Here is a 12,952-nt window from a genome sequence, read left to right on the forward strand (position 1 = left end):
GGCCGGCTTCCCGGGGAACCTTCAGTAGGACTTCGGCAGGCCGAGGGTCCGGTGGGAGACGTAGTTGAGGATCATTTCCCGGCTGACGGGAGCGATGCGCGCGACACGCGAGGCCGTGATCAGGGAGGCGAGGCCGTACTCGCGGGTGAGCCCGTTGCCGCCGAGGGTGTGGACGGCCTGGTCGACGGCCTTCACACAGGCCTCGCCGGCCGCGTACTTGGCCATGTTGGCGGCTTCGCCGGCGCCGGCGTCGTCGCCGCTGTCGTAGAGGGCGGCCGCCTTCTGCATCATGAGCCGGGCCAGCTCCAGCTCGATGTGGGCGACGGCGAGCGGGTGCGCGATGGCCTGGTGTGCGCCGATGGGGGCCTTCCACACCTGGCGGGTGCCCGCGTACTCGACGGCCCTGCCGAGCGCGTACCGGCCCATCCCGATGCCGAACGCCGCGGTCATGATGCGTTCCGGGTTCAGTCCGGCGAAGAGCTGCAGCAGGCCCGCGTCCTCGTCACCGACGAGGGCGTCGGCGGGGAGCCGTACGTCGTCGAGGACCAGCTCGAACTGCTTCTCGGCAGCCTGCAGTTCCATGTCGATGGGGGTGCGCGTGAAGCCGGGGGTCTCGCGCGGCACGATGAAGAGGCAGGGCTTGAGGCTGCCCGAGCGGGCGTCCTCGGTGCGGCCGACGACGAGGGTGGCGTCGGAGACGTCGACGCCGGAGATGAAGACCTTGCGGCCGGTGAGGACCCAGCCCCCGCCGTCGCGGCGGGCGGTGGTGGTGATGCGGTGCGAGTTGGAGCCCGCGTCGGGTTCGGTGATGCCGAAGGACATGGTCAGGGTCCCGTCGGAGAGTCCGGGCAGCCACGCCCGCTTCTGGGCCTCGGTGCCGTAACGGGCGATGACCGTGCCGCAGATCGCCGGGGAGACGACCATCATGAGCAGGGGGCTGCCGGCCGCGCCGAGCTCTTCCAGGACGATGGAGAGTTCGGCGATGCCGGCGCCCCCGCCGCCGTACCGGGCGGGGAGGTTGACCCCGAGGTAGCCGAGCTTGCCGGCCTCCGCCCACAGCTCCCGGGGGTGTCCGCCCTCGCGGGCCAGGGCGGTGATGTAGTCCCGGCCGTACCGCTTGCCGAGCGCGGCCACGGCGGCGCGGAGGGCCTTGTGCTCTTCGGTTTCGAGGACGGTGCTCATGGTTTCGTCTCCTCCTGGCGCACGGGGGCGTCCTGTACGACGGCGAGCAGGGTGCCGACCTCCACCTGGAGACCGGGTGCGGCGTGGAGCGCGGTGAGCATGCCGGCGGCGGGGGCGAGGATGCGGTGCTCCATCTTCATCGCCTCCAGCCAGATCAGGGGCTGCCCGGCCTCGACGGCCGCACCCGGCGCGAGCCCGTCCGCGAGGCGGACGACGGTGCCGGGCATGGGTGCGAGCAGGGAGCCGGGTTCGGTGCGCGCGGTGGGGTCCGTGAAGCGCGGCAGGACGGTGAAGGTGTACGAGCCGCGGGCGCCGTCGACGTGGACGCGGTCGCCGTGCGGGGTGATCGTGAAGTGCCGTGTGACGCCGCCCGATTCAAGGCCGACGCGGCCGGGCCCGGCGGTGGTGACCCGTTCGCCGGTGACGGGTGCCGGGCCGTCCCGGCCGGTGCGGTAGGCGATCTCGTGTTCGGCCCCGTCGGGTTCGACGCGGTAGCGCTTGGTCTGGTGCTGCGAGGGCAGGTTGCGCCAGGCACCGAAGCGGGTGGGGGCCGAGGCGGAGGCGAGGGCGGCGGCCGTGGCGGCGAGGCGGCGGTCGTCCTCGCGGACGGGGGCGGTGAGCGTGGCCAGGTGCCGGTCGTAGAAACCGGTGTCCAGGCGCGCCGCCGCGAAGTCCGGGTGGCGCAGGGACCGGACGAGCAGGTCGCGGTTGGTGACCGGCCCGTGGATGCGGGCGCGTTCCAGGGCGCGGGCGAGGAGGCGTACGGCTTCGGCGCGGGTGGGTGCGTGGGCGATGACCTTGGCGAGCATCGGGTCGTAGTGCACCCCGACCGTGTCGCCGCCGGTGTACCCGGTGTCGAGGCGCAGGCCGGGCCCCTCCGGTACGTCCAGGGTGAGCAGTGCTCCGGTCTGCGGCTGCCAGTCACGGGCGGGGTCCTCGGCGTAGAGCCTTGCCTCGACCGCGTGGCCGCGGAGCGGCGGGGGTGCGGGGGCGGGCAGCGGCTCCCCCTCCGCGACGCGCAGTTGCAGGGCCACGAGGTCGAGCCCGGACACCGCCTCCGTGACCGGGTGCTCGACCTGGAGCCGGGTGTTCATCTCCAGGAAGTACGGGCGTCCTTCGGCCGACACGAGGAACTCGACGGTCCCCGCGCCCCGGTAGCCCACGGCCCGGGCGGCGGCGACGGCGGCGTCGTGCAGTTCCTGCCGGAGCGCGTCGCCGAGGCCGGGGGCGGGAGCCTCCTCGATGACCTTCTGGTGGCGGCGCTGGAGCGAGCAGTCGCGGGTGCCGAGCGCCCACACCGTGCCCTGGGCGTCCGCCATGACCTGGACCTCGACGTGCCGGCCGCGTTCGACGTACGGCTCGGCGAAGACCTCGCCGTCCCCGAAGGCGGCGGTGGCCTCGGCGACCGCCGCCGTCAGCTCCCCGGGCAGCTCGCCGAGGTCCCGGACGATCCGCATCCCGCGCCCGCCCCCGCCGGCCGACGCCTTGAGCAGCAGCGGCAGGTCCTCGGCGGTGGCGCCCGCCGGGTCGACGGGGGCCAGGAGCGGTACGTCCGCGGCGGCCATCAGCTCCTTGGCGCGGGTCTTGGACGCCATCAGCTCGACGGCCTCGACCGGTGGGCCCACCCAGACGAGCCCCGCGTCCCGCACGGCGCGGGCGAACCCGGCGTTCTCGGAGAGGAAGCCGTACCCGGGGTGCACGGCGTCGGCGCCCGCCGCGAGGGCGGCGGCCACCACCAGGTCGCCGCGCAGGTAGGTGTCACCGGCCGCCGCCCCCGGGAGGCGTACGGCGGTGTCGGCCTCCCGCACGTGCAGGGCGCCGGCGTCCGCGTCGGAGTACACGGCGACGGTGGAGATGCCCAGCTCGCGGCAGGTGCGGAAGATCCGGCAGGCGATCTCGCCCCGGTTGGCCACCAGGAGCGTACGAATCATGGCTGGCACAGGAGAAGCTCTTTCCACTAGGACACCGCAACCGTCGGTCGAGGGGCTCCCACGGCGAGCGGCCACCTCCGCGGGAGCGGCGGCTGTTCGGCCGCGAGGGGGCCGCCTCACATCCGGAAGACGCCGAAGCCGCCGCGGGCGCCCTCGACCGGTGCGGTGTGGATCGCGGACAGGCAGATCCCGAGGACGGTCCGGGTGTCACGCGGGTCGATGACCCCGTCGTCGTACAACCGCCCCGACAGGAACACGGGCAGGGACTCGGACTCGATCTGCTGCTCCACCATGGCGCGCAGGCCCGCGTCGGCCTCGTCGTCGTAGGGCAGGCCCTTCGCGGCGGAGGACGCCCGGGCGACGATCGACAGGACGCCGGCGAGCTGCTGGGGACCCATGACGGCGGACTTGCTGCTGGGCCAGGCGAAGAGGAAGCGGGGGTCGTAGGCGCGACCGCACATGCCGTAGTGCCCGGCGCCGTAGGAGGCGCCCATCAGCACGGACAGGTGCGGGACCCGGGAGTTCGACACCGCGTTGATCATCATGGCGCCGTGCTTGATGATGCCGCCCTGTTCGTACTCCTTGCCGACCATGTAGCCGGTGGTGTTGTGGAGGAAGAGGAGCGGGATGTCCCGCTGGTTCGCGAGCTGGATGAACTGCGCGGCCTTCTGCGACTCCTCGCTGAACAGCACGCCCTGCGCGTTGGCGAGGATGCCGATCGGGTAGCCGTGCAGGCGGGCCCACCCCGTGACCAGGCTGGCCCCGTAGAGCGGCTTGAACGCGTCGAAGTCCGATCCGTCGACGAGCCGGGCGATGACCTCGTGCGGGTCGAAGGGGGTCTTGAGGTCGCCCGGGACGATCCCGGCCAGTTCGTCCTCGTCGTACTTCGGTGGTTCGGCGATCCCCGGGTCGGGGTGCGCCTTGCGCCAGTTGAGGCGGGCGACGATCCGCCGGGCCTGCCGGATAGCGTCGTGCTCGTCCACGGCGAAGTGGTCGGCGAGCCCGGACGTACGGGCGTGCATCCCGGCGCCGCCGAGGGATTCGTCGTCGCTCTCCTCACCGGTGGCCATCTTCACCAGGGGCGGGCCGCCGAGGAAGACCTTCGACCGCTCCTTGATCATCACGGTGTGGTCGGACATGCCGGGGACGTACGCCCCGCCGGCGGTCGAGTTGCCGAAGACGACGGCGACGGTCGGGACGCCGGCCGCCGACAGCCGGGTGAGGTCGCGGAAGAGCGCCCCGCCCGGGATGAAGATCTCCTTCTGCGAGGGCAGGTCGGCGCCCCCCGACTCGACGAGGCTGACGCAGGGCAGCCGGTTGGCGAAGGCGATCTCGTTGGCCCGCAGGGCCTTCTTCAGCGTCCAGGGGTTGGAGGCGCCGCCGCGGACGGTCGGGTCGTTGGCGGTGATCAGGCACTCCACCCCCTCCACGACGCCGATCCCGGTGACGAGCGAGGCGCCGACCGTGTACGCGCTGCCCCAGGCGGCGAGCGGGGAGAGTTCCAGGAAGGGGGTGTCCGGGTCGACCAGCAGCTCGATCCGCTCCCGGGCCTGCAGCTTGCCGCGCTCCCTGTGCCGCGCCACGTACTTCTCGCCTCCGCCCGCCAGGGCCCTGGCGTGCTCGGCGTCGAGCTCGGCGAGCTTGGCGAGCATGGCCTCGCGGTGGGCGGCGTATTCGGGGCCGGTGGTGTCGAGTGCGGTGGGCAGGACGGTCATGGGGTCACCTCCGGTGGGTCGAGCAGCGCCACGGGGACGGGGAGGTGCCGGGAGCGCAGCCACTCCCCCACCGCCTTGGCCTGGGGGTCGAACCGGGCCTGCGCGGCGACGCCCTCGCCGAGGAGGCCGTGGACCACGAAGTTGAGCGCCCGCAGGTTCGGCAGGACATGGCGTACGACGGTGAGCCCGGCGGTCTCAGGCAGCAGCTCCCGTAAGCGTGCGACGGTCAGCTCGTGCGCCAGCCACCGCCAGGCCTCGTCGGTGCGGACCCATACGCCCACGTTGGCATCGCCGCCCTTGTCGCCGCTGCGGGCGCCGGCGACGCGGCCGAGCGGGACGGTACGGGTGGGTCCGGCGGGCAGCGGCTCGGGGAGCGGGGGCTCCTCGACCGCCTCCAGTTCCCTGTACCGGCCGGCCGGCGGCACGGTCTCCCGCCGCCCGTCCGGCAGGACGGCCGCGTGCTCCACCTCTTCCGCGGGCACCCGCCCGGCCTCGAACACCCCGTACGGAGCGCCCTTTCCCGGTGGCGCGGTCACGTGGAAGCCCGGGTAGCTGCCGAGCGCCAGCTCGACGGCCGCGCCGGACACCGCGCGCCCGACCGCCTCGGCGTCCTGGTCGCGGACGACGAGCCGGAGCAGGGCGCTGCCCGTCTCCTCGGTGGGCGCGTCCGGCCGGTCGGTACGGGCGAGCTCCCACCGCACGTCGGCGGGTGGCCGTTCCGTGCGGGCGAGGGCGTCGGCGAACTGGTCCCGCACGAGCCGCGCCTTGGCCTCGATGTCGAGGCCCGTCAGCACGAAGACGACCTCGTTGCGCCAGCCGCCGATCCGGTTGAGCCCGGTCTTCAGCGTGGGCGGTGGGGCCTCGCCCCGTACGCCGTCGATCCGCACCCGGTCGGGCCCGGCCCCGGTGAGGGTGACGGTGTCCAGCCGGGCGGTGACGTCGGGTCCGGCGTACCGGGCGCCGGCGGTCTCGTACAGCAACTGCGCCGTGACGGTGCCGAGGTCGACGACACCGCCCGTGCCGTCGTGCTTGGTGACGACGCTCGACCCGTCCGCGTGGATCTCGGCGAGCGGGAAGCCGGGGCGGCGGACGTCGTGTTCGCCGAAGAACGCGTAGTTGCCCCCGGTGGCCTGGGTGCCGCACTCGAGCACATGCCCCGCGACGACGGCCCCGGCCAGCGCGTCCAGGTCACCGGGCCCCCAGCCGAAGTGGGCGGCGGCCGGGCCGGTGACCAGGGCGGCGTCGGTGACGCGCCCGGTGACGACGATGTCCGCCCCGGCCCGCAGGCAGGCTGCGATCCCGGCGCCACCGAGGTAGGCGTTGGCGGTGAGGTGACCGTCGGGCACGGGGAGGCTGTCGCCCTCGACATGGGCGACGCGCACGGGCACGGACAGCTTGCCGGCCAGCTGCCGTACGGCGTCGGCGAGTCCGGCCGGATTGAGCCCCCCGGCATTGGTGACGATCTTGACGCCCCGGTCGTGCGCGAGGTGGAGGTTCTCCTCCAGTTGCCGCAGGAAGGTGGAGGCGTATCCGCGGTTCGTGTCCTTGAGCCGGCTGCGGCCCAGGATCAGCATGGTGAGTTCGGCGAGGTAGTCCCCGGTCAGGACGTCGAGGGGGCCGCCGGTGAGCATCTCGCGTACGGCGTCGAAGCGGTCGCCGTAGAAGCCGGAGGCGTTGCCGATACGGAGCGGCCGGGTCACCGCTCCCCCTTCCTGGGGCGCCCCTTTCCGGGCGGGCCGGCGAAGGCCTGGGCGATGTCCAGCCATCGGTCGGCGTCGGGGCCCACGGCCTCGAGGGCGAGGTCGTCCCGGTGGGCGCGCCGGGTGACGAGCAGGCAGAAGTCGAGGAGCGGCCCGGTGATCCGCTGGGGGGCGCCCTCGGGGCCGTACACGCTCGACGTTCCGTCCTCGGCCCGGAGTTCCACCCGGAACTGCTCGGCGGGCGGTTGCATGCCCCGCACGGAGTAGGCGTAGTCGCGCGCCCGTACGCCGATCCTGGCGATGTGCCGCAGCCGGGCGGACGGCTTCCGGGCCACCCCGAGGGCGTCGGCGACGTCCTGGCCGTGGGCCCAGGTCTCCATGAGCCGCGCGGTGGCCATGGAGGCGACGCTCATGGGCGGTCCGTACCAGGGGAACTTCGCCCCGGCGGGAGCCTCCCGCAGCGCCTCCTGCAGACGGGCCCGCCCCTCCCGCCACTCCACGAGCAGCGCTTCGGGCGGCAGGGCGGTCGCCGCCTCGTCGGCCGCCTCGTCGACGAAGGTCTCCGGGTCGGCGGCCGCCTTGCCGGCCTCGTCGGCGAAGGCCCCGGGGTCGGTGACGGCGAGCAGGGCGACCTCGTCGGTCCAGTTGAGATGGGCGATCTGGTGGGCGACGGTCCACCGTTCGGCGGGGGTGGGCAGGGCCCATCCCTCCGCGTTCAGCCCGGCGACCAGCAGGTCCAGTTCGTCGCTCTCCTGACGCAGATCGTCGAGCACGGCGACGGTCACGGCCGAAGCGTCGGACACGGTGCGCTCCCCTCGGGGCGTGGCGGTGTGCCCTGGAGCATGGCAGCGACCCGCGAAACAAGCAAGCATGCTTGCATGATTTTATCGCCCGCCCGCACCTCGGCGCGGGCGCGATGCGGGATCCACCGGTCGCCGCGCCCGCGCCCGCGAGGGGCCGAGAATCGGCCTCGTCGTGGACGCGGTGGCGTCATCCCGGCCGGCCGGAGCGGACCGACCGCGTCGGCACCGTCGGCCCTCCGGTCAGCGGGACTTCACGTGCGTGACACCGCCGGCACCCGGCTTCCCGGGCCCCGGACGCCGCCCGCCGGCGGCCGGTCCGCTCTCAGCGGCTAATCCGCACGTTCGCCCTCGGCCTGCGAGGGTTCCGTCCTGGAGACGTCGGGATGCGTCTCGGCCGCCTGGCCGCGTTCGGTGGGCTCGTCGCGTTCTCCCTCGGCCTGCGAGGGGGTGTGGGCGTACAAGCCGTCGTACTCGTCGGTTCCCTTGGTGGAGCCCATGGACAGGCCTCCTTCCTCCGGTCCCTTCCATCGTGCCTCCCCCGCCCCGTCCCGGCGCGGCGACGCCGTCCCGGCCGTCCGGCTGCGCACGGCGCCGACACTCGCGCCGATGACCAGGGCGATGGCCAGCGCGTCGGTCGTGGACAGGGCCTGATCGAGGACGAGGAAGCCCGCGGTGGCCGCGATGGCGGGTTCGAGGCTCATCAGGACGGCGAACGTGGGAGCGGGCAGGCGGCGCAGGGCCATGAGCTCGAGGGTGTACGGCAGGACCGAGCTGAGCAGGGCCACGGCGAGGCCCAGGCCAAGCGTGGAGGGGACCACGAGTTCCGCGCCCGACTCCATGATGCCGAGCGGCAGCGAGAGGACCGCGGCCACGACCATCGCCAGGGCCAGCCCGTCGGCCTGCGGGAAGCGCCGGCCGGTCCGGGCGCTGAAGACGATGTACGCCGCCCACATGGCTCCCGCGCCCAGGGCACACGCCGCTCCGACCGGGTCCAGCCCGTCGAAGCCCTCCCCGAGCTCCCCGCTCCGCCCGAACAGGGGAGACGCCATCCCGCTGAGCAGGACGACCCCGCACAGCGCTAGGCCCGCCCAAAGGAGGTTGACCAGACGGCGGGAGGCGACCACGGACAGGACCAGCGGGCCGAGGACCTCCAGGGTGACGGCGGCGCCCAGCGGGATGCGGTCGGCAGCCTGGTAGAAGAGCGTGTTCATGGCGCCCATCGCGATGCCGAACGCCACCACGGTGCCCCAGTCGGCCCGCGAGTGCCCGCGCAGCTTCGGGCGGCAGACGGCCAGCAGCACGAGCGCGGCGGCGACGAGGCGCAGGGTGACCACGCCGAACGCGCCCGCCTTCGGCATCAGCAGGACCGCGACCGCCGCTCCGAACTGCACGGAGAGTCCGCCCGCGACGACGAGGGCCACCGGGCCGAGCGTCGCCCGGCGGCTGCCACCGCCGGGCCGCCAGTGACCCGGTTCGTCGAGCGCGGAGACCGCCTCGGGTACGGCGACGGCTGCGGCGGGCTGCACGGCGCTGCGCGGGTCGTTCACCTGGGACCTCTCGAAAAGTTCACTGTAATGTACCGAGCATCCACAGTACGGTACTGCCCGGACGCTTCCTCCCCCTCACCGTAGAGACCCGTGCGCGTCCCCGGAAATGCCGGTTGCGCTCCCGTTATGCTCGGCGGACATGAGCACTGGACAGGGCACGGAACAGGGTGGCGGACGCGGAATCGAGGTCCGGCACCTGCGGGCTTTCCTGGCGATCGCGGACGAGGGCAGCGTCACCCGGGCCGCCACCCGCCTCCGCGTGACCCAGCCCGTCGTCTCCCGTACGCTCGCCGCCCTGGAGAGGCATCTGGGGGTGCGGCTCGTCGACCGGTCCACCCACCACCTCGCCCTCACCCCCGACGGCGTCGCCTTCCGCGACAAGGCGGCCGCGGCCGTCGGCGCCTTCGACGAGGCCCTCGACCCGGGACGGCTCCGCCGCCGGCCCCTACGGCTCGGGCACGCCTGGTCGGCGTTCGGCCCCTACACCACACCGCTGTTGCGGACGTGGCAGCGGCTCCACCCGCGGACCCCGCTCGAACTGCTCCGCATCGACGACCGCACGGCCGGGCTCACCCGCGGCGAGGTCGACGCGGCGCTCCTGCGCGGGCCCGTGGAGACGCCGGGGCTCGTCACCGAGGTCCTCTTCACCGAGGACCGGGTGGCCGCCGTCACCGCCGACGGGCCACTCGCCGCCCGTGCCTCACTGTCGCTGGGCGATCTGACGCAGGACGCCGTCGTCCTGAACACCGTCTCCGGGGCCACCACCCTCGACCTCTGGCCGCCGCACGCCCGGCCCGTCGCCACGCTCACCGTCGCCAACACCGACGACTGGCTCACCGCCATCGCGGCGGGACGCGGCAGCGGGGTCTCGGGCACGTCCACCGTCGGCATGCACCCCCACGCCGGGGTCGTGTACGTGCCGCTGGACGATGCCCCGCCGCTCCCCGTCCTCCTGGCCCGCCGGGACGGGCCCGGCCATCCCGCGCTGCCCCACCTGGTGGAGCTGGCCCGGGAGATCGTCGCGCGCGAAGGACGGACACCGCCCCGGACACCGCCCCCAGCTACCACCTGACGGCGGGGAGGGGAGCTTCGCCTACGGGCATGGGGGGCCGCGCACCGACCGGGGCCGGCCATTCAGGAGTGTCCCGCTCCGAGGGCGGCTCCTTCACGGGGCGGCTCCTTCACGGGGCGTCTCCTTCACGGGGCGTCTCCTGTCACCCCACCCCTGCGGTACCCGGGCCTGCGGGCCGGCCTCACGCGTCCAGGCCCTCCGCCAGGACCTCGGCGAGGTGCCGGGCCCGGCGGCCGGCCAGCTGGTCGAGCTGGGTGCGGCAGGAGAAGCCGTCGGCGAGCAGCTCCGTACCGGGCCCGGCCTCCCGTACGGACGGCAGGAGGCGGTCCTCCGCACAGGCCACCGAGACGTCCCAGTGGCCCTTCTCGAAGCCGAAGTTGCCCGCCAGACCGCAGCAGCCACCGCTCAGCTCACCCGTGAGGCCCGCCTTCTCCCTGAGCCGGCGCTCGGCCGCGTCCCCGAGGACGGCGTGCTGGTGGCAGTGGGTCTGGCCGGCGACCGGGCGGTCCAGGCGGGGCGGGTTCCACTCGGGGGCGTACTCCTCCAGGTACTGGGCCAGGGTCCGGACGGAGGCGGCCAGTCCGGCGGCGCGGGGGTCGTCGGGGAGGAGCTCCGGAAGGTCCGTACGGAGGGTGGCGGCGCAGCTGGGTTCCAGGACGACGACCGGCTCCCCGAGGGTGGGTCCCAGCCGGTCCAGGGTGCGGCGCATGACCGTGCGGGCACGGTCGAGACGGCCGGTCGACACGTAGGTGAGGCCGCAGCAGACGCGGCCGGCGGGGTACACGGGGGTGCGGCCGGCCGCCTCCAGCACACGGACCGCGGCACGCCCGACCTCGGGCGAGAGGTGGTCGGTGAACGTGTCCGGCCAGAGGATGACGGCCGGTCCCCCCGCCGGTGCCCGGCGCGCGCGGGCCCATGCCCGGAACGTCTGCCGGGCCAGGACCGGGATGGACCGCTGCGGCGCGATCCCCGCGAGCCGCTTGGCGAGGGCCGCCGGCGGGGCGAGCCGCGCCAGGGCGTTGAGGACGCGTGCGAAGGGGGCGGCCGGCCTCAGCCACTGCGGAAGCCCGCCCATGACGTAGTGGGCGGCGGGCCGCAGCCGCCCCCGGTAGTGGTGGTGCAGGAACTCCGCCTTGTACGTGGCCATGTCGACGCCCACCGGGCAATCGCTGCGGCAGCCCTTGCAGGACAGGCACAGGTCGAGGGCGTCGCGCACCTCCGTGGACCGCCAGCCGTCCTCGATCACCTCTCCGGCGAGCATCTCGTGGAGCAGTCGGGCGCGGCCCCGGGTGGAGTGGGCCTCCTCGCCGGTCGCCCGGAAGGACGGGCACATCACGCCGGAGCCCGCCGCCGTCGTCGTGCGGCACTTGGCGACCCCGACACAGCGGCGCACGGCCGCCGAGAAGTCGCCGTCGTCGTCCGGGTAGCCGAAGGTCACGTCGACGGGCCGCTTCGGGAGCACGTCGAAGCGGAGGTTCTCGTCCAGCCGGGCAGGGCGGGCGAGCATGCCCGGGTTGAGGCCGGCGTCCGGGTCCCAGAGGTCCTTGAACCGGGTGAACAGCTCCACGACCTCGTCCCCGTACATCCGGGGCAGGAGCTCGGCCCTGGCCTGCCCGTCGCCGTGTTCGCCGCTCAGTGACCCGCCGTGCGCGACGACGAGGTCGGCCTGGTCCTCGGAGAAGCGGCGGAAGCGGGCCACTCCGTCCGTGCTCAGCAGGTCGAAGTCGATGCGGACGTGGATGCAGCCGTCGCCGAAGTGGCCGTACGGGGTCCCCCGCAGTCCGTGCGCGGCGAGCAGGGCCCGGAAGTCGCGCAGGTAGGGGCCGAGCCGCCCGGGCGGCACGGCGCAGTCCTCCCAGCCGGGCCAGGCCTCCGTCCCGTCGGGCATGCGCGTCGCGGTGCCGGCGGCGTCCTCCCGGATGCTCCACAGGGCCCGCACCGCGGCGGGCTCGGTGACGACGGTGGCGTCCAGGGCGTCGGCCGCGCGCAGGATGCGGGTCGCGTGGGCGTGCGCCTCGGCGGGTGTGGCGCCCCCCGTCTCGACGAAGAGCCAGGCCGCGCCGCGGGGCAGGCCGGCCGGCCGGCGCACGAGGTCGGCGGCCATGCCCTCGACGGTGAGCGGGTGGTACGGGAGGAGGCCGGGGGCGGCGTCGGCCGCCGCGGTCTCGTCGGCGTACCCGAGGACCGCGAGGGCGCGGGCGTTCGGGACCTCGACCAGCCGCACGGTCGCCTCGGTGACGACGGCCAGGGTGCCCTCGCTGCCGCAGAGGGCACGGGCGAGGTCTCCGCCGTGCTCCGGGAGCAGGGCGTCGAGGGCGTACCCGGAGATACGGCGCGGGAGCGCGGGGAAGCCGGTGCGCAGGAGGGCGCGGTGGGTGTCGGCGAACTCGCGGACTCCCGGGGGCGCTCCGGTGAGACCGCGGCCGAGGTCGAGGGCCGTCCCGTCCCCGTACCGCAGGACTCGCAGGCCGTGGACGTTGTCGGCGGTGGTGCCCCAGGCCACGGAGTGGGAGCCGCAGGAGTTGTTGCCGATCATGCCGCCGAGCGTGCAGCGGCTGTGGGTGGAGGGGTCGGGCCCGAACGTCAGCCCGTGCGGCGCGGCCGCCGCCCGCAGATCGTCCAGGACGACGCCGGGCTGGACGACGGCGGTGCGGCCACCGGGGTCGAGCCCGACGATCCGGCGCATGTACCGGGTGAAGTCGAGGACGACTCCCGTGCCGGTGGCCTGCCCTGCGATGGAGGTGCCGCCGCCCCGGGGCACGACCGGCACGGAGTGTTCCCGGCAGACGCGCAGGGCGGCGGCCACGTCCGCGGCGTCGCGGGGGGCGACGACTCCTCGGGGGACACGGCGGTAGTTGGACGCGTCCATGGTCGTCAGCGCACGGGCGGTGCGGGAGAAGTCCACGTCGCCGCGGACGGCCGCGGTGAGGTGGCGGGCGAGGTCGGAGTGCGGGGCGGGCATGGGTCCAGCATGCCGTCGCCGGCCGCCCCGCTCGTCGTCG

The 12,952-nt window shown here is 74.5% G+C and carries 7 protein-coding genes and 1 pseudogene; 1 reads left to right on the forward strand and 7 read right to left on the reverse strand.

Going from position 1 to position 12,952, the window contains the following annotated elements; translation table 11 throughout:
• Window positions 1–21: 21 nt before the first annotated feature.
• The 6 genes and pseudogenes from QFZ58_RS15945 to QFZ58_RS15970 form a co-directional block, all read right to left on the reverse strand.
• Window positions 22–1,182 carry an acyl-CoA dehydrogenase family protein gene (locus QFZ58_RS15945; RefSeq protein ID WP_307125580.1) on the reverse strand — a complete coding sequence of 387 codons (1,161 nt, stop codon included), beginning with the start codon at window positions 1,180–1,182 and terminating at the stop codon, window positions 22–24.
• Entirely contained in the window at window positions 1,179–3,113 is a 1,935-nt protein-coding gene (locus tag QFZ58_RS15950) for a biotin carboxylase N-terminal domain-containing protein (RefSeq protein WP_307125581.1), read from the reverse strand. Before QFZ58_RS15950 ends, QFZ58_RS15945 begins: the two co-directional genes overlap by 4 nt.
• Window positions 3,114–3,229: 116 nt before the next feature.
• Entirely contained in the window at window positions 3,230–4,828 is a 1,599-nt protein-coding gene (locus QFZ58_RS15955; RefSeq protein WP_307125582.1) for an acyl-CoA carboxylase subunit beta, read from the reverse strand.
• Entirely contained in the window at window positions 4,825–6,528 is a 1,704-nt protein-coding gene (locus QFZ58_RS15960; protein WP_307125583.1) for an acyclic terpene utilization AtuA family protein, read from the reverse strand. Before QFZ58_RS15960 ends, QFZ58_RS15955 begins: the two co-directional genes overlap by 4 nt.
• Window positions 6,525–7,331, reverse strand: a complete 807-nt coding sequence (locus QFZ58_RS15965; RefSeq protein ID WP_307125584.1) for a TIGR03084 family metal-binding protein — start codon at window positions 7,329–7,331, stop codon at window positions 6,525–6,527. The genes QFZ58_RS15960 and QFZ58_RS15965 overlap by 4 nt, the downstream gene beginning before the upstream one ends.
• Before the next feature lie 560 nt (window positions 7,332–7,891).
• Window positions 7,892–8,878 (reverse strand): annotated as a pseudogene (locus QFZ58_RS15970) (DMT family transporter); the annotation flags it as partial.
• 139 nt (window positions 8,879–9,017) lie between these two features.
• On the opposite strand from QFZ58_RS15970, the gene QFZ58_RS15975 reads away from it, so the two are divergent.
• Window positions 9,018–9,950 carry a LysR family transcriptional regulator gene (locus tag QFZ58_RS15975; protein ID WP_307125585.1) on the forward strand — a complete coding sequence of 311 codons (933 nt, stop codon included), beginning with the start codon at window positions 9,018–9,020 and terminating at the stop codon, window positions 9,948–9,950.
• A 181-nt stretch (window positions 9,951–10,131) separates the two neighbouring features.
• On the opposite strand, the gene QFZ58_RS15980 is transcribed toward QFZ58_RS15975, so the two are convergent.
• Window positions 10,132–12,912: an FAD-binding and (Fe-S)-binding domain-containing protein gene (locus QFZ58_RS15980; protein ID WP_307125586.1), complete on the reverse strand. Its 2,781-nt coding sequence runs from the start codon at window positions 12,910–12,912 to the stop codon at window positions 10,132–10,134.
• Window positions 12,913–12,952: the final 40 nt, after the last annotated feature.

It is taken from the genome of Streptomyces sp. B1I3, from assembly GCF_030816615.1.
GTDB lineage: Bacteria > Actinomycetota > Actinomycetes > Streptomycetales > Streptomycetaceae > Streptomyces.

Coding starts and splice junctions, on each gene's coding strand:
- QFZ58_RS15975 (WP_307125585.1), top strand. CDS start 9,018: ATGAGCACTGGACAGGGCACGGAACAGGGTGGCGGACGCGGAATCGAG.
- QFZ58_RS15980 (WP_307125586.1), bottom strand. CDS start 12,912: ATGCCCGCCCCGCACTCCGACCTCGCCCGCCACCTCACCGCGGCCGTC.
- QFZ58_RS15945 (WP_307125580.1), bottom strand. CDS start 1,182: ATGAGCACCGTCCTCGAAACCGAAGAGCACAAGGCCCTCCGCGCCGCC.
- QFZ58_RS15955 (WP_307125582.1), bottom strand. CDS start 4,828: ATGACCGTCCTGCCCACCGCACTCGACACCACCGGCCCCGAATACGCC.
- QFZ58_RS15950 (WP_307125581.1), bottom strand. CDS start 3,113: ATGATTCGTACGCTCCTGGTGGCCAACCGGGGCGAGATCGCCTGCCGG.